The following is a 16,358-nucleotide window of genomic DNA, read 5'->3' as shown; positions in this document are numbered from 1 at the left end:
GGGCCGAGTACGCGAAAGACCCGCGGATGCGCGCCAACATCGGCATCCGCCGCCGCCTCGCGCCGCTGCTCGACAACGACCGCAACCAGATCGAGTTGTTCACCGCGCTGCTGCTCTCGCTGCCCGGCTCGCCGATCCTCTACTACGGCGACGAGATCGGCATGGGCGACAACATCTGGCTCGGCGACCGCGACGCCGTACGCACCCCCATGCAGTGGACCCCCGACCGCAACGCCGGCTTCTCGTCCTGTGATCCGGGACGCCTGTACCTACCGACGATCATGGACCCGGTCTACGGCTACCAGGTCACCAACGTCGAGGCGTCGATGTCGTCGCCGTCGTCGCTGCTGCACTGGACCCGCCGCATGATCGAGATCCGCAAGCAGAATCCTGCCTTCGGACTGGGGTCCTACAACGAGCTGCAGTCCACCAACCCGGCTGTGCTCGCCTTTCTGCGCGAGTACGAGGACGACCTCGTGCTGTGCGTCCACAACTTCTCCCGCTTCGCACAGCCCACGGAGCTGGACCTGAGCCGGTTCGGCGGGCGGCACCCGGTCGAGCTGTTCGGCGGGGTCCGCTTCCCGGCGATCGGCGAGCTGCCGTACCTGCTCACCCTCGCGGGGCACGGCTTCTACTGGTTCCGGCTGCGGCGAGAAGCGGCTTAGACCCTGTGGGTGGGGCGGTTTCCACCGCCCCACCCGGGGCACGCATCAGTAACACCCCGACGAACACGGGGAAAGGAAGTGACGCCCATGGCGGAAACGGTCACCTCTTCCAGCACCACCACTCCTCTCCTCGCCTCGCTCGACCCCTTGCTGCGCGAGTGGCTGCCGAGGCAGCGCTGGTTCGCCGGCAAGGGACGCCCGGTCACCGGGTTCACCCCCGTGGCCGTCACCGAACTGCTGCCGCCCGACGGCCGGCTGGGCCTGTACCACCTGCTGCTGCGCGTCCACCAGCCGTCCACGCTGGGCGCCGAGCCTCACCCGGGCGACTGCTACCAGCTGCTCATAGGCGTGCGCGAGGCGCTGCCGCCCCGACTGGCGCCCGCGCTGATCGGACATGTGGAGGACGGGCCGCTCGCCGGACGCACGGTGTACGAGGCCCTGTACGACCCCCGGCCCGCCGAATTGCTCCTGGAGGCTCTGCGCACCCGGGCCCGCATCGGCGGGCTGCGTTTCGAGCGGGACCCGCACCAGGAGATACGCGAGGGCCTGGTGGCCCGGCTGATGACCGCCGAGCAGTCCAACTCGTCGATCGTCTACGGCGATACGTTCATCCTGAAACTGCTGCGCCGGGTGGTGCCCGGCATCAACCCCGACCTGGAGATACCCCAGGCGCTGGCCCGCGAGGGCTGCCCCCGGGTGCCCGCTCCGACAGCCTGGCTGCACGCCGAGCTGGACGAGGAGTCGTATGTGCTGGCGGTGCTCCAGCCCTTCGTCAGCGGGGCGAGCGACGGCTGGGAGCTGGCGCTGCGCGAGCTGGCCAAGGGTGAGGACTTCGCCGCCGAGGCGCGGGGGCTGGGCCGGGCCACCGCAGAGGTGCACACCGCGCTCGCCCGCGCCCTGCCGACGGTCACCCTCGGTCATGTGCAGCTGCAGTCGCTGGCCGACGGGATGACCGAGCGGCTGGCGGCGGCCGTCCAGGCGGTGCCCAGCCTGCGGCCGTACGAGGGCGGACTGCGCTCGGCCTACCGGGCGCTGGCCGGCCTCGCCACCGAGGGCCGCACCTGGACCGCCCAGCGGATCCACGGCGATCTGCACCTGGGCCAGTGCCTGCGCTCCCCGTCCGGGGAGTGGTCGCTGATCGACTTCGAGGGCGAGCCGGCCCGGCCGCCGGCCGAACGGCGAATGCCGCAGCCGCCGGTGCGGGACATCGCGGGGATGCTCCGCTCCTTCGACTACGCGGCCCACTCCGTGACCCCGCCCGCGCCGGACTGGGCGCGCGTGTGCCGGGCCGCCTACTGCTCCGGGTACGCGGAGGTATCCGGCCGCGATCCGCGCACCGATCCGGTGCTGCTGCGGGCCTACGAGACCGACAAGGCGGTCTACGAGATCGTCTACGAGGCCCGGCACCGCCCCGACTGGCTGCCCGTACCGCTCTCGGCGATCCGTCGCCTCGCCGCGTGAAACCAGGAGGCTCGTCCGTGACCCCGAAGGGCAAGAAGCACACCAAGACCAGGGAGAAGACCGTTCCCCGGCAGAAGGTGCCGGCGCACGAGCGGCCGACGGCCGGTGGTGTCTCCCCCGCCGACCGTGAGCGGCTGCTGCACGGCACCCACCATGACCCGCACTCGGTACTGGGCGCGCACCCGGTGCCCGGAGGCGTGGCCTTCCGGGTCTTCCGGCCGTACGCACTGTCCGTCACGGTCGACACCGGCGAGCTGCGCGCCGAGCTGCACGACGACGGCGACGGGTTGTTCTCGGGGCTGCTGCCGCTGGGAGCCGTACCGGACTACCGGCTGCTGGTGGCGTACGAGGGAAACGTCCTGGACACCGAGGACCCCTACCGGTTCCTGCCCACACTCGGCGAGCTGGACCTGCACCTGATCGGCGAGGGCCGGCACGAGCAGCTGTGGCAGGCGCTCGGCGCGCATGTCACCACCCATCAGGGGGTGTCCGGAACCCGGTTCGCGGTGTGGGCGCCCGACGCGCAGGGTGTACGGATCACGGGCGGCTTCAACTTCTGGGACGGGACCGGCTTCCCGATGCGCTCGCTGGGCTCCTCCGGGGTGTGGGAGCTGTTCGTGCCGGCGATCGGCGCGGGCGAGGAGTACAAGTTCGAGATCACCCGCCCGGACGGCTCGCGCACCCTGCGCGCCGACCCGCTGGCCCGCCGTACGGAGGCGCCGCCCGCGACCGCGTCGATCGTGGACGTATCGCGGCACGAGTGGGCCGACGCGGAGTGGATGACACACCGGGCCGACGCCCCGGTGCACGCGGCGCCCTTCTCCGTCTACGAGGTCCACCTGCCCTCCTGGCGCCCCGGCCTGACCTACCGGCAGCTTGCCGATCAACTCCCTGCGTACGTACGGGAGATGGGCTTCACACATGTGGAGCTGATGCCGGTCGCCGAGCATCCCTTCGGCGGTTCCTGGGGCTACCAGGTCACCGGTTTCTACGCCCCGACGGCCCGGCTCGGCACCCCGGACGACTTCAGGTACCTGGTGGACCGGCTGCACCAGGCCGGCATCGGTGTGCTGATGGACTGGGTGCCGGCGCACTTCCCGCGCGACGACTGGGCGCTGGCCGAGTTCGACGGGCGCCCGCTGTACGAGCACCACGATCCGCTGCGGGCCGCGCATCCGGACTGGGGCACCCTGGAGTTCGACTTCGGCCGCCGGGAGGTGCGCAACTTCCTGGTGGCGAACGCCGTGTACTGGTGCGAGGAGTTCCACATCGACGGGCTGCGCGTGGACGCGGTCGCCTCCATGCTCTACCTGGACTACTCGCGCGAGCCGGGCCAGTGGACCCCGAACGAGCACGGCGGCCGGGAGAACCTGGACGCCGTCGCCTTCCTGCAGGAGATGAACGCCACCGTGTACCGGCGCTGCCCGGGCGTGGTGACCATCGCCGAGGAGTCGACGGCGTGGGACGGCGTCACCCGCCCCACCCACCACAAGGGCCCGAGCGGCTTCGGCGGGCTCGGCTTCGGCCTGAAGTGGAACATGGGCTGGATGCACGACTCGCTTCAGTACATGACCCACGAGCCGGTGCACCGCAAGTACCACCACCACGAGATGACCTTCTCGATGGTGTACGCCTACAGCGAGAACTACGTCCTGCCCATCTCCCACGACGAGGTCGTGCACGGCAAGCGGTCCCTGGTGTCGAAGATGCCGGGCGACTGGTGGCAGCAGCGGGCCAACCACCGTGCCTACCTGGCCTTCATGTGGGCCCACCCCGGCAAGCAACTGCTCTTCATGGGGCAGGAGTTCGCGCAGGGCGCCGAGTGGTCGGAGGCGCACGGCCCCGACTGGTGGCTGCTCGACCCCTCCTACGGCGCCGAGGCCGACCACCGTGGCGTACGGGACCTCGTACGGGACCTGAACGCGCTGTACCGGGCGACCCCGGCCCTGTGGCAGCGGGACACCGACCCGGCGGGCTTCCAGTGGATCACCGGGGACGCGGCGGACGACAACGTCTTCGCCTTCCTGCGTCTGGACGCCGACGGCAACCCGCTCCTCGCGGTCTCCCACATGTCCCCGGTGGTCCGCCACGACTACCGGCTCGGTGTCCCCGAGGACGTACCCGCCTGGCACGAGTCGCTGAACACGGACGCCGTACGGTACGGCGGCGGCGATGTCACCAACCCCGACATCGTCAAACCGGAGCCCCAGGGCCGGCACGGCCGCCCCGCGAGCGTCCGGCTGACCCTGCCCCCACTGGCCACGGTCTGGCTCCGGCCCGCCTGACCGGGCGGGGACGCCCGTCCTATAGTGCCCCCAGGTCAACACCAGTGAGCCACGGGGGGATCGAGGCACGTGCGACCGTACAGATCAGTGACCGTCCTGCTGTGCGCCGTAGTCGTCCTGCTGCTGGGCGGCTGCGGCACACGGGTGGGAGGCGCCTCGCCCACGGAGACGGGGCCGATCCCGTGGACCATCGCCGAACCCTCCGCGGTGACCGCGGCCCGGCTCGGCGCCGACCACCGCACGCTGAGCATCGACGCAAACGTCCCCAGCGGCGAGCACTCCTGCGTGCGGGACTTCAAGGCGGTGGACACCGACGCCGAATACGGCACCGTGCCGGGCACCGTACATGTGCAGGTCACCTTCAACTCCCCGGCGTCAGACCGGCGTTCGGGGTGCACCAAGGAGAAGACGGCCACGGTCCGGGTACGGCTGCCCGAACCGCTGGGCGAGCGGGAGCTGGTGGTCGACAACGACACGGTCTTCACCACCGACGGCGCGAAAGCGCTCGCGCTGCGCCTGTGTGGCCGGCTCGGCTGCCACCCGCCGGCCACCGGCTGCACCACCGCCTCCTACGAGCAGGCGATGATCGCCGTCGGCGCACCCATGCACTCCTACCGGGACGCCGAGCACTGCGACGGCAAGTGGCTGGTGCTGGACTTCTCCTGGCGCACCGGACCGGCGTGCGGCGACGACACCAAGGACTCCGCCTGCACGTCCCGCCTGGGCGACCGCTACTTCTTCCGCGCGGAGCGCTCCGGCTGGAAGCCGTTCTTCGAGAGCGCGGCCGGCGGGTGCCGGGCCGTGCGGCGCAGGGAACCGGCCTTCCCGACCGCGCTGTGCGCGTCGCTGGAGCCCCTGTCCTCCACGCTGCACCCGAGCTACTCGCCGCCGTCGCCCAGCGGGAGTCCCGCTACGGCCCGGTGACGCCCTCGGCCAGCGCCTCCGGCAGCCGGTCCGTGTACAGCACCCCGAGCCGCTGGGTGGCGCGGGTCAGAGCGACGTAGAGGTCGCTCGTGCCGTAGTCGCCCGGTTCCACCACCAGGACCGAGTCGAATTCCAGGCCCTTGGCCTGGCGGGGGTCGAGCAGCACGACCGTACGGGTCAGATCGGGCTCGGCGCCCGCCGTGACGCCGTCCAGCCGCCCGGCCAGCAAGCGGTGCAGCCCGCGCGGCGCGATGACGGCCAGGCGGCCCTCGGCCGGGGTGAGTTCGGCGACCGCCTTGGCCACGGCCTCGGGCAGATCGCCGCCGGCCCGCCGCACCCAGGGCCGTACCCCGGTCGACCGGACCGAGCTCGGCGGCTCGAAGTCCGGGTTCTCGGCGCGGACCACGGCCGCGGCCAGCTCCATGATCTCGGCCGGCGTGCGGTAGTTGACACCGAGCCGGGTGTGCTCCCAGCGGTCCTCGACATAGGGGGCGAGGATGTCCGCCCAGGAGCCGACACCGGCCGCCTCGGCGGTCTGGGCGGGGTCGCCGACCAGGGTCATGGAGCGGGTCGGGCTGCGCCGCATCAGCAGCCGCCAGGCCATCGGCGACAGCTCCTGCGCCTCGTCCACGATGATGTGCCCGAACGCCCAGGTCCGGTCGGCCGCGGCGCGCTCGGCGGCGCTGCGGTGGTCCGCCTCCTCCTGCCGCTCGGCGAACCGCTCGGCGTCGATGATGTCGTGGGCGGACAGCACCTCCGACTCCTCGTCGTGCTTGTCCTCGAACTCGTAGGTCCGGGAGGCGTACGACACGTCCAGCACGCCCTGCGCGTAGGCGATCTGGGTCTCGCGCTCGCGCTCCGCGCGCGCCCGCGCCCACCGGTCGTCCTCGCCGAGCAGCTCGGCCGCCTCGTCCAGGAGGGGGACGTCGGCGACGGTCCAGGAGCGGGTCACCGGGCGCCGGACGGCGGCCGCGTCCTCCTCGCTCAGATAGCCGTCGGGTTCGGCGAGGAAGTCGGCGACCAGCCGCTGCGGCGTGAGCCGGGGCCACAGCTGGTCCACGGCGTTCCACACCTCGGGGTTCTCGGCGAGTTCGTCGCGGATCTGGGTGATGTCGGAGGCGTCGAGCAGGCTGCTGCCGTCGTACGGGTCGGTGCCGACGCGTTCGGCGTACAGCTCGGTGAGGGTGTTGAGGATGTGGCCCTCGAAGTGCTCGCGGGCGGCGTTGTGCGGCAGCTTGGCGGCGCGGGTGCGCTCCCGGGCGACGGAGACCAGACCGTCGTCGAGCATCAGGACCTCGCGGTCGTGCTCGATCGCGATGACCGGATCCGGCAGGGCCTGGCGGTCGCGTACGACGGCGGTGAGCACGTCGGCCATGTCGGCGCGGCCCTTCACGGCGGCGGCCTCGGGGGTGTCGGCGGCGGTCGCCTTCACGCCGGGGAACAGCTCGCCGACCGTGGCCAGCAGCACTCCGGTCTCGCCGAGGGAGGGCAGCACCTCGCCGATGTAGCCGAGGAAGGCCGGGTTGGGGCCGACGATCAGCACGGCCCGGCGGGCCAGCAGCTCGCGGTGCTCGTAGAGGAGGTAGGCGGCGCGGTGCAGCGCGACCGCGGTCTTGCCGGTGCCGGGGCCGCCCTCGACCACCAGCACCCCGCGGTACGGCGCCCGGATGATCTCGTCCTGCTCGGCCTGGATGGTCTGCACGATGTCGCTCATGCGGCCGGTGCGCGCCGAGTTCAGCGCGGCCAGCAGCACGGCGTCCCCGTTGTGGTCCTCGTACCCGGTGCGGGTGGCGTCGCCGAGGTCGAGGATCTCGTCGTGCAGGGAGGTCACGGTCCGGCCCTCGGTGCTGATGTGCCGGCGGCGGCGCAGGCCCATCGGGGTGTGACCGGTGGCCAGGTAGAAGGGACGGGCGACGTCGGCCCGCCAGTCGATGAGGACGGGGGTGCGCTCGGCGTCGTCCTCGCGCAGCCCGATCCGGCCGATGTGGTGGGCGGTGCCGTCGGCCAGGTCGATCCGGCCGAAGCAGAGCGAGCCGTCGACGGCGTTCAGGGCGGCGAGCAGCCCCGAGCGCTCGGCGACCAGGATGTCCCGCTCCAGCCGGGCCTGCATGGGCTTGTCGCCCTGGGCGAGCGCGTCCGCGACCGAGGTCTCGGCTGCGCCGCGCAGTACGTCCACGCGCGCGTACAGTCCGTCGATGAATTCCTGCTCGCGCCGCAATTCATCGTCCGGAAATTCGGTGTTTGACAATTCCGCTCCCGCCCGGATATACTCTGCTCAGTGAACTTCTCCGCGACCCGATTCAATCGAAGTCGCGAACCACTGAATATACGCAGAGAAATCCCCCGAGCGCAATTGCTCAGGGGATTTTTTCGTGGGCGGCCGTGCTTTACAGCACGTCGGCCAGCTCTTCCATGAGACGCCGCTTGGGCCGCGCCCCCACCATCGACCGCACCGGCTCACCGTCCCGGAAGACCATCAGGGTCGGCGTGGACAGTACCCCGTAGGCGACCGTCGTCCCCGGATTGCGGTCGACGTCGATCTGCACGATCTTCAGCCGGTCGCCCTCCTCGAAGGCGATGTCCTTCAGCACCGGCGCGAGCTGCCGGCACGGACCGCACCAGTCGGCCGTGAACTGCACCAGCACCGGCAGCTGAGAGCCCCGCACCTCCGTCTCGAAATCCGCGTCCGTCACCTCGGTCAGTCCGCTCACCAAGCTCATCGCGCAATCCCTCCCAGCTCGCATGCGGGCTCCGGGCCACCCGGAACCAGCGCTTCGACGGCCAGCGCGTCCCGGGCCAGCTCGGCCCGGCGCAGCTGCCCGGCGACCGTCTCCCGCACCGCCGACAGCTGCCCGATCAGCGCGTCCAGCTCCGCCAGCTTGCGCCGGTAGACCTGGAGCGAGGCCGGGCAGGAGTCGCCCTCCGGATGCCCGGCGCGCAGGCACTCCACGAAGGGTCGCGTCTCCTCCAGCTCGAAGCCGAAGTCCTGCAGCGTCCGGATCTGCTGCAGCAGCCTGAGGTCGCTCTCGTCGTAGGTCCGGTGTCCCTTGTCGTCACGCCGTGCGGGCAGCAGCCCCCGTGCCTCGTAGTAGCGCAGGGTGCGGGTGCTGGTCCCGGCCCGTGCGGCCAGCTCGCCGATTCGCATGTCTACGACCGTAGGTGTTGACGTCGGCGTCAAGGCAAGGCCGGGGGCAGGAGGGGACCGGACTTTCGACGCCATCGCCATCGACCAGGCCTGCTACACCGTTACCCAGATCCTCAGTGACTCTCGGGGATCCTGGCATTACAGCCCGGATTGGTCCGTCACATCAGCCAACGATCCTCGCCTCAAGAACTCACGCATTCGATGCAGGAACTTGCGTTCCCAACCGCGGAGGTGGAACACCGGCGGCGATACCGGGCAGGGCACGCCACGATGCACCGTCCCAGCCGGAGAGCTTCACGCCATGACGACACACGCCGAGAGAAGCTGAGACGCCCTGACGGAATGCTCAGATGTCGTCAACCGCCCTGCGGCGACCCGGAGTGGTCGCGCGCCGGCCCGGACTGGTCGTGGCGCAGATCTCGGCGCTTCCTGGCGTGGCACCGCGACATGGGCAGGCGTCGGGCGGAGGCGGTGTTCTGCGCCACACACCGACCGTGCCCGCACGACTTCACGGGCCCGGCCAACGCGGCCTTCCACGAGGAACTGCCGGTGGACAGCTGGAACCTCTCACACGGCCACCCCCGCCGACTCCTCGACCTCCATCAGGGAAGCGCTGTGGCGCTCCTCGTCGAAGGCCTTGCGGCCGCCACGGAGGCCGAACAGGCGCTTGGCCAGGGCGATGTAGAGGACCGCGAGGATGTTGAGGACGAGGGTGGCGATCTTCAGATAGCTGACCTTCTCGGTGAGTTCGTAGATCTCCAGGGGGAGGAAGGCGGCGGTGGCGACCACCGTCAGGTACTCCGCCCAGCGCTTGGCGTACCAGAGGCCGACCGCCTCGACCAGCTCGATCAGGGCGTAGGCCAGCAGCAGGGCGGCGACCAGCAGCAGGGTGGAGTGCTTGTAGCCGAACGCCTTCTGGACGGAGCCGACGACCGGTGAGTGGTCGAGGTCGTAGTGGAAGTGCCGGAAGACCGGGCGGAAGACGTCCAGGTACTCGTTGAACAGCCGCCGCACCGCGTACTGGCTGTTGCTGAACTTCCACACCGCGACCGCGACCAGCACGATGAACACCCCTCGCACGGCCCGCTCGATCGCCAGGAAGCGCAGGATGAACAGGTCGCGGAGGACCTTTCCGCGCGGCACCAGCGGGGCGTCCGTAGCCGGTCCCGAGCCGTGCGGCTCCCCCAGCACGAAGTCACCGCAGCGCAGGCAGCGCCAGACCTCTCCGAGCGCGGTCTCGGCATGCAGCCGGATGCGCAGTCGGGGGTCGTCGGGCGCGTAGGTCACATGGCCCTTCCGCGCGCAGGTCCGCCGGTCCCAGTCGATCTTCATTCCCCCGTGCCTCCACTTACACGTACTGACTCGTCACACGTGTACGACGCCACGCACGAACATGCCGTTCCGGTTGCTTCGGAGCCGCACGTTAGTGGATGGAGGCGGGAATCGGTCAGCGGGCCGAGCCGCGCACCAGTTCCTTCTCCTCGGTCTTCACCTCCGGCGCGGCGGCTTCACGGCGCGGCAGCAGGACGGCCACGAGGACCGTGCCGATGCCGAGGATCACCGCGCCGACCAGGCTGGTGTGCGCGACGGCGGCGGAGAAGGCGGAGCCGACCGCGTCCGCCATCTGCCGTGCGCCGGAGGCGAGTTCCGTGGCCTGCTGCTTGAGCTGTGCGGCCTGCTGGGGGTCAGAGGCCTGTGCCGCCTGTGCGGCCAGTGCGTGGGCCTTGTCGCCGATGCCCTGGGCCACCGCGTACCCGGCCCCGACCGAGTCCTGCGCGGTGTCCAGGGCGCTCGCCGGGAGCTTGCTGCCCGCGGTGGCGTCGCCGAGGTGGTTGCCGTACGACGTGGCGAGCAGCGAGCCGAGGATCGCGATGCCGAGGGAGCCGCCGAGCTCCAGCGAGGTGTCGTTGACCGCGCCGCCGACGCCCAGCTCGGACTCGGGGAAGGCGCCCATGATGGCGTCGGTGCAGGGCGAGAGGGCGAGGCCGATGGCGAGGCCCAGGATGATCAGAGGGGCCAGGAAGTCGGCGTACGTCGAGGCCGCGTCGACCCTGGTCAGCAGGGCCAGGGCCGTCGTGCCGGCGACCATGCCGGCGGTGACGGTCCACTTCATGCCGACCCGCGGGGTGAGCCAGCCGGTCAGCGCCGACCCGGCGAAGACCGCGCCGGCCAGCGGCAGCATCCGTACGCCGGTCTCCAGGGCGTCGTAGCCGAGCACGAACTGCAGGTGCTGGGTGAGGTAGTAGAAGGCGCCGAAGACGGCCAGGAAGAACAGGGCGACGGCCAGGTTGGAGCCGGCGAAGCGGCGGTGCGCGAAGCGGCGGACATCCAGGATCGGGCGGGGGTGGCGCAGCTCCCAGGCGATGAAGGCGGCCAGGCCGACGCCGGCGACGGCCGCCGCCGTGATCGCCTTCGCGCCCCAGCCGAAGTGCGGGCCTTCGATGATCATGTACACCAGCGAGCCGGTCCAGATCACCGACAGCAGTCCGCCGACGTAGTCGATCCGGTCGTGATGGCCGGCCTTGGAGGGCGGGACCAGCACGAAGGCGGCGGCGATCGCCACGGCCGCGATGGGCACGTTGATCAGGAAGGTCGAGGACCAGCCGTGGTCGCGCAGCAGGGCGCCGGCGACCACCGGCCCGGCGGCGATGGCGAGCCCGGCGGTGGCGGTCCACAGGGTGATCGCCTTGGCCCGCTCCGCCCGCGGGAAGGTCGCGGCGAGCAGGGAGAGCGTGGCGGGCATGATCAGCGCCGCGCCGACGCCCATCACGGCGCGGGCCGCGATGACGGTCGCGGCGCTGTCGGCGAGGTATCCGAAGACGGCACCGCCGCCGAAGACGACGAGCCCGAGGACGAGCGCGCCGCGTCGGCTGTACTTGTCGCCGATGGCGCCGAGCAGCAGCATCAGCGCCGCGTAGGGGACGGTGTAGCCGTCGATCACCCACTGCAGGTCGGCACTGGAGAGGCCGAGGTCCTTCGTCATGTCGGGTGCCGCGACCGTGAGTGCGGTGTTCGCCATCACGATGATCAGCAGGCTCAGGCAGAGCACGAGCAGTGCCCACCAGCGCCGGGCGTAGGGGCGCTCCATCTTCTCGACCGGTTCGGTCATGACGAGTCGCATGGCAGGGGTCGCCTTCCTCGGTGCTCGACGAGAACGTGAGGTGCGGAGTGGACTTGCACAGTGAAGTGCAATTGCACAACCATGTGCAATGTACGCCGTTGCACAATGCTGTGCAAGTTGGCCGGGGAAGGCAGAATGACGGCCATGACCACGGGTAACACCAGCCGCGCCGACGCCAACCGGCGCCGCATCCTCGACGTCGCCCTCGCCGAACTGCTGCGCGATCCCGACGCCTCCATGGACCAGATCGCGCGCGCCGCGGGAGTCGTACGACGGACGGTGTACGGCCATTTCCCCAGCCGCGAGGCGCTGATCAGCACCCTCGTCGACGGGGCCGTGGCGGCGCTGGCGGACGCGGATGACCACGCCCGTGACAGGGTGTCGGACCCGGCGGAGGCGGTGGCCCGCTCGGTGCTCGCCATCTGGGAGATCGCCGACCGCTACCGGCTGCTGATCGCCCTGGCCCAGCGCACGGTCACCGTCCAGGGCATCCGCGAACGCCTCGCCCCCCTGCGCGCGGGCAAGATCCGGCTGCTCCAACAGGGCCTGGACGATGGCGTGTTCAGCTCACCGCTGCCGGCTCCGGCCCTGGCGTACGTGCACGAGCAGATGCTCTTCGCGGTGATGGAGGCGGTGAACGACGGCCTCCTGTCAGCGCAGGAGGCGGGTCGCTCGGCCACGGTCACGGTGCTGACCGCGGCGGGCGTACCCGCCTCGACGGCCACCGAGCTGGTGGCCAGGGTGAGCGAGGGGAAATGACGGAAGCCGGGGGGCTGAGGTACGGGGGGAGCCCCAGCCGCCCGGCGGTGGTTCCCGGATGCCCGGCCCGGGTTCAGGCGGGGCCGGGCATCCGGAGTTCCTTCTCGGGGATCAGGCCTTGGCCAGCTCCCCGTCCCTGGGCTCGGGCAGCTCGGTGACCGTCCCCTGCCCCTCGTCCATCAGCGTGGTCTCGTCAAACGGCAGCTCACCCGCGAGCACCTGCCGCACCCGCTCCTTGTCGATCTCCTTGGTCCACGTGCCCACCAGCACCGTGGCGACCGCGTTGCCCGCGAAGTTCGTCAGCGCTCGGGCCTCGCTCATGAACCGGTCGATACCGACGATCAGACCGACCCCGTCGACCAGCGCGGGCTTGTGCGACTGCAGACCGCCGGCCAGGGTGGCGAGGCCCGCGCCGCTGACACCTGCCGCGCCCTTGGACGCCAGCAGCAGGAAGAGCAGCAGCGGGATCTGCTCGCCGATGGACATCGGCGTGCCCAGGGCGTCCGCGATGTACAGCGAGGCCATGGTCATGTAGATCATCGTGCCGTCGAGGTTGAAGGAGTAACCGGTCGGTACGGTGATACCCACGACCGGCTTGCTGACGCCCAGGTGCTCCATCTTCGCGATCAGCCGCGGCAGCGCGGACTCGGAGGAGGAGGTGGACAGGATCAGCAGGAACTCCCGCCCCAGGTACTTGAACAGCGAGAAGACGTTCAGGCCCGAGACGACCCGGAGGATCGCGCCGAGCACCACGAAGACGAACAGCACGCAGGTGACGTAGAAACCGAGCATCAGCACGGCGAGGCTCTTCAGCGCGTCCAATCCGGCCGAGCCGGTGACGGCCGCGATCGCACCGAAGGCGCCGATCGGCGCGGCCCACATGACCATCGACAGGACGCGGAAGACGAGCCGCTGGATGTGCTCGATGCCGCGCAGCACCGGCTGCCCGACCGAGCCCATGGCCTGCAGCGCGAATCCGGCGAGCAGGGCCACCAGCAGCGTCTGCAGGACCTGGCCCTCGGTGAAGGCGGAGATGAACGTGGTCGGGATGATCGACAGCACGAAGTCGACGGGCGGCAGCGCGTCCGGGGACACCTGGGCGTGCCCGGTCTGCTTGATCGCGTTCGTCAGGTGCAGCCCGTCACCGGGGTGCAGCACGTTGCCGACGACGAGCCCGATGGCGAGCGCGACGAGCGACATCACGAGGAAGTAGCCGAGGGCGATACCGCCGACGGCGCCGACCTTGGCGGCCTTCCGTACGGACCCGATCCCGAGCACGATCGTGCAGAAGATGATCGGCGAGATCATCATCTTGATCAGGTTCACAAAACCGGTACCGAGCGGTTTCAGCTGGACCGCGGCGTCGGGCCAGATGAGGCCCACGGCGATGCCGAGCGCGACCGCCACGATGACGGCGATGTACAGGTAGTGGGTCCGGTCCCGCTTCACGCGGGGTGCGGCAGGTGCCGTATCGGGGGTGCTGGCGGCCACGACTGCCCTCCTTGACGTCTTCGTCGGCGAACAACCGGCGTGCGGCTCACGTCCGGGCGTTGTTTGGGGAATGCCGTGACTATCTCCCGACCTGTGAGGGCGGTCACCCTTCCGTTCATTTAGTTCACGCTTAACCGGGGAGGCACACTGCTGACATGCGCCTCCCGTCCCTCCCCCGGCCCCGCAGCCTCGCCGGCCAGCTGTTCGCCATGCAGGCCGTGCTGATAGCGGTGGTCGTGGCCGGGTACGCGCTGTTCACCTACGTGAGCGACCAGCGGCAGGCCGAGGACGCGGCGGTCCGCCAGGTCACCGCGGTGGCCCGCTCGATCGCGGACGCCCCCTCGGTCCGCTCGGCGATCCACACCTCCCACCCCACGGTGGAACTGGAGCCGTACGCGCTCATGGTCATGCGGGACGCGGACGTCGACTTCGTCACGATCATGAACCCGGCGGGCATCCGCTGGACCCACCCCGACCGGAAACAGATCGGCAAACGCTTCCTCGGCCGTATCGGCCCCGCCCTGCACGGCCACACCTTCACCGAGACCTACACCGGCACCCTCGGCCCCTCCGTCCGCGCGGTGACCCCGGTCGAGGAGAACGGCCACGTCATCGGCCTGGTCAGCGCCGGTATCAAGGTCGAGGCGATCAGCGCCCGGGTCCAGGGCCAGGTCACGGCCCTGCTCGGCTTCGCCGGCGCCACCCTGCTGCTGGGCGCGGTGGGCACGTACGTGATCAACGCGCGCCTGCGCCGCCACACCCACGGCATGAACGCCACCGAGCTGAGCCGGATGCACGACTACCACCAGGCGGCGCTGCACGCGGTCCGCGAGGGCCTGCTGATGCTGGACGGGCAGTACAGGGTGGCCCTGATCAACGACGGCGGACGGGAGCTGCTGGGCCTCGGGGCTCCCGACACGGAGCTGATCGGCCGCTCGGTGGCCGACCTGGGCCTGCCGGCCCCGCTGACCGGCGCGCTGCTGTCCTCCGAGCCCCGGGTGGACGAGGTGCACCTGACGGCGTCCCGGGTGCTGGTGGTGAACACCTCCCCGGTGTCGGGAGGCGAGCGCCGGGGAACGGTCGCGACGTTGCGCGACGTCACCGAACTCCAGTCCATGATGGGCGAGTTGGACTCGGAGCGGGGCTTCACCCAGGCGCTGCGCTCACAGGCGCACGAGGCCGCCAACCGCCTGCACACGGTGGTGTCGCTGATCGAGCTGGGCCGGGCCGAGGAGGCGGTGGAGTTCGCCACGGCGGAACTGGAGCTGGCCCAGGCGCTGACCGACCAGGTGGTCGCGGCGGTCGGCGAACCGGTGCTCGCCGCCCTGCTGCTCGGCAAGACGGCCCAGGCCAACGAGCGGGGCGTGGAGCTGGTCGTGTCCCCGGACAGCCGCCTGGACGACGGCCTGCTCCCCGACGACCTCTCCGCCCGCGACCTGGTCACCATCCTCGGCAACCTGATCGACAACGCGGTGGACGCGGCGCAGGGCAGCGCACGGGCGCGGGTGACGGTGACGGCGTACGCCTCGGACACCGAGGTGGTCCTCAAGGTGTCCGACACGGGTCCCGGTGTCGACCCGGACCATGCCGACCTGGTATTCCAGCGGGGGTTCTCGACGAAGCCGGCCGGGCCCGGCGGCCGGGGCCTCGGGCTGGCCCTGGTCCGGCAGGCGGTGAACCGCCACGAGGGCACGTTGACGGTGACGGAGTCCGACGAGGAGGGTGAGGGCGGAGCGGTGTTCGAGGTGCGGTTGCCGCTGCGGACAACCACGGGTGGCGGCAGATGAGGAACGAGCAGCAGCCCATCCGCGTCCTGGTCGTCGAGGACGACCCGGTGGCCGCCGACGCGCACGTCATGTACGTCGGCCGGGTGCCGGGATTCGTCGCGGTGGGCAAGGCACACACGGGCGCGGAGGCACGGCGTTTCCTGGACCGTACGGCCGTGGACCTGCTCCTGCTGGACCTGCATCTGCCGGATGTGCACGGATTGCAGCTGGCCCGCTCCCTGCGCGCGGCCGGCCACCACACGGACGTCATAGCGGTCACGTCGGCCCGGGACCTGGCGGTGGTCCGCGAGGGCGTCTCCCTGGGCGTCGTCCAGTACGTCCTGAAGCCCTTCACCTTCGCCACGCTCCGGGACCGCCTGGTCCGCTACGCCGAGTTCCGTGCGGCGGCCGGCGAGGCGAGCGGCCAGGACGAGGTCGACCGGGCCCTGGCGGCCCTGCGCGCCCCGTCGCCCGCGGCCCTGCCAAAGGGCTTGAGCGGTCCGACGCTGGAGCGGGTGACGGGAGCACTGCGGGAGGCTTCCGAGGGCCTGACCGCGGCCGGGGTGGCCGAGGCGGTGGGCATCTCGCGGATCACGGCCCGGCGGTATCTGGAACACCTGGTGGAGGCGGGGAGGGCCGCACGGAAGCCGGTGTACGGGCAGGTGGGGAGGCCGGAGCTGGTGTATCGGTGGGTGGCGCAGGGGCGGTGAGACCGGGGAGACCTGGAGGCCCGCAGCCGCA

At 71.0% G+C, this 16,358-nt stretch carries 13 protein-coding genes; 7 read left to right on the top strand and 6 right to left on the bottom strand.

The genetic code is table 11. The features are described 5' to 3' along the window. The 4 genes from AB0M27_RS25090 to AB0M27_RS25075 form a co-directional block, all read left to right on the top strand. Positions 1-665, top strand: a 665-nt coding sequence (locus AB0M27_RS25090) for an alpha-glucosidase C-terminal domain-containing protein (RefSeq protein WP_365724261.1), incomplete at its 5' end; no start/stop codon positions are given. Between the two features lie 87 nt (positions 666-752). Next, positions 753-2,126 carry a maltokinase gene (locus AB0M27_RS25085; protein WP_365724259.1) on the top strand — a complete coding sequence of 458 codons (1,374 nt, stop codon included), beginning with the start codon at positions 753-755 and terminating at the stop codon, positions 2,124-2,126. Between the two features lie 77 nt (positions 2,127-2,203). Next, entirely contained in the window at positions 2,204-4,411 is a 2,208-nt protein-coding gene (gene glgB / locus AB0M27_RS25080; RefSeq protein ID WP_365724273.1) for a 1,4-alpha-glucan branching enzyme, read from the top strand. Between the two features lie 87 nt (positions 4,412-4,498). Next, the gene (locus tag AB0M27_RS25075) at positions 4,499-5,335 is read left to right on the top strand and encodes a hypothetical protein (RefSeq protein ID WP_365724258.1); all 837 of its coding nucleotides are present in this window, start codon (positions 4,499-4,501) and stop codon (positions 5,333-5,335) included. Here the strand turns inward: AB0M27_RS25075 and AB0M27_RS25070 are convergent. The 5 genes from AB0M27_RS25070 to AB0M27_RS25050 all read right to left on the bottom strand — a co-directional run bounded on the left by AB0M27_RS25070 (position 5,322) and on the right by AB0M27_RS25050 (position 11,601). Beyond that, a complete protein-coding gene (locus AB0M27_RS25070) occupies positions 5,322-7,553 on the bottom strand; it encodes a UvrD-helicase domain-containing protein (RefSeq protein WP_365724272.1) in 2,232 nt (743 codons plus the stop codon). The genes AB0M27_RS25075 and AB0M27_RS25070 overlap by 14 nt on opposite strands. 169 nt (positions 7,554-7,722) lie before the next feature. Then, positions 7,723-8,055, bottom strand: coding sequence for a thioredoxin (gene trxA / locus AB0M27_RS25065; RefSeq protein ID WP_365724256.1), 333 nt, complete (start codon positions 8,053-8,055; stop codon positions 7,723-7,725). Next, positions 8,052-8,480, bottom strand: a complete 429-nt coding sequence (locus AB0M27_RS25060; RefSeq protein WP_365724254.1) for a MerR family transcriptional regulator — start codon at positions 8,478-8,480, stop codon at positions 8,052-8,054. The genes trxA and AB0M27_RS25060 overlap by 4 nt, the downstream gene beginning before the upstream one ends. Positions 8,481-9,047: 567 nt before the next feature. Beyond that, on the bottom strand, positions 9,048-9,812 hold the full coding sequence (locus tag AB0M27_RS25055) for a DUF2127 domain-containing protein (protein ID WP_365724252.1): 765 nt from the start codon (positions 9,810-9,812) through the stop codon (positions 9,048-9,050). A gap of 115 nt (positions 9,813-9,927) precedes the next feature. After that, a complete protein-coding gene (locus AB0M27_RS25050; RefSeq protein ID WP_365724250.1) occupies positions 9,928-11,601 on the bottom strand; it encodes an MFS transporter in 1,674 nt (557 codons plus the stop codon). Positions 11,602-11,736: 135 nt separating this feature from the next. Here AB0M27_RS25050 and AB0M27_RS25045 point away from each other — a divergent pair, with 135 nt between their 5' ends. Beyond that, the gene (locus AB0M27_RS25045) at positions 11,737-12,360 is read left to right on the top strand and encodes a TetR/AcrR family transcriptional regulator (RefSeq protein ID WP_365724248.1); all 624 of its coding nucleotides are present in this window, start codon (positions 11,737-11,739) and stop codon (positions 12,358-12,360) included. Positions 12,361-12,471: 111 nt separating this feature from the next. Here AB0M27_RS25045 and AB0M27_RS25040 read toward each other — a convergent pair whose 3' ends face one another. After that, complete coding sequence (locus tag AB0M27_RS25040) at positions 12,472-13,851, bottom strand: cation:dicarboxylase symporter family transporter (RefSeq protein ID WP_365724246.1); 1,380 nt, start codon at positions 13,849-13,851, stop codon at positions 12,472-12,474. 155 nt (positions 13,852-14,006) lie between these two features. On the opposite strand from AB0M27_RS25040, the gene AB0M27_RS25035 reads away from it, so the two are divergent. Together AB0M27_RS25035 and AB0M27_RS25030 are read left to right on the top strand one after the other, a co-directional pair. After that, entirely contained in the window at positions 14,007-15,638 is a 1,632-nt protein-coding gene (locus tag AB0M27_RS25035; protein WP_365724244.1) for a sensor histidine kinase, read from the top strand. Beyond that, entirely contained in the window at positions 15,635-16,327 is a 693-nt protein-coding gene (locus AB0M27_RS25030) for a response regulator (RefSeq protein WP_365724242.1), read from the top strand. Before AB0M27_RS25035 ends, AB0M27_RS25030 begins: the two co-directional genes overlap by 4 nt. Positions 16,328-16,358 lie beyond the last annotated feature (31 nt).

The sequence above is a fragment of the Streptomyces sp. NPDC052107 genome (assembly GCF_040680215.1).
Classification (GTDB): domain Bacteria; phylum Actinomycetota; class Actinomycetes; order Streptomycetales; family Streptomycetaceae; genus Streptomyces.
Note: the sequence above shows the minus strand (reverse complement) of the source record. Positions and strands in the feature narration are given on the sequence as shown.

Bases quoted from the DNA above. Each gene is read 5' to 3' on its own strand.
- AB0M27_RS25085 (WP_365724259.1), top strand. From the start codon at position 753: ATGGCGGAAACGGTCACCTCTTCCAGCACCACCACTCCTCTCCTCGCC.
- trxA (WP_365724256.1), bottom strand. From the start codon at position 8,055: ATGAGCTTGGTGAGCGGACTGACCGAGGTGACGGACGCGGATTTCGAG.
- AB0M27_RS25060 (WP_365724254.1), bottom strand. From the start codon at position 8,480: ATGCGAATCGGCGAGCTGGCCGCACGGGCCGGGACCAGCACCCGCACC.
- AB0M27_RS25055 (WP_365724252.1), bottom strand. From the start codon at position 9,812: ATGAAGATCGACTGGGACCGGCGGACCTGCGCGCGGAAGGGCCATGTG.
- AB0M27_RS25050 (WP_365724250.1), bottom strand. From the start codon at position 11,601: ATGCGACTCGTCATGACCGAACCGGTCGAGAAGATGGAGCGCCCCTAC.
- AB0M27_RS25045 (WP_365724248.1), top strand. From the start codon at position 11,737: ATGACGGCCATGACCACGGGTAACACCAGCCGCGCCGACGCCAACCGG.
- AB0M27_RS25035 (WP_365724244.1), top strand. From the start codon at position 14,007: ATGCGCCTCCCGTCCCTCCCCCGGCCCCGCAGCCTCGCCGGCCAGCTG.
- AB0M27_RS25030 (WP_365724242.1), top strand. From the start codon at position 15,635: ATGAGGAACGAGCAGCAGCCCATCCGCGTCCTGGTCGTCGAGGACGAC.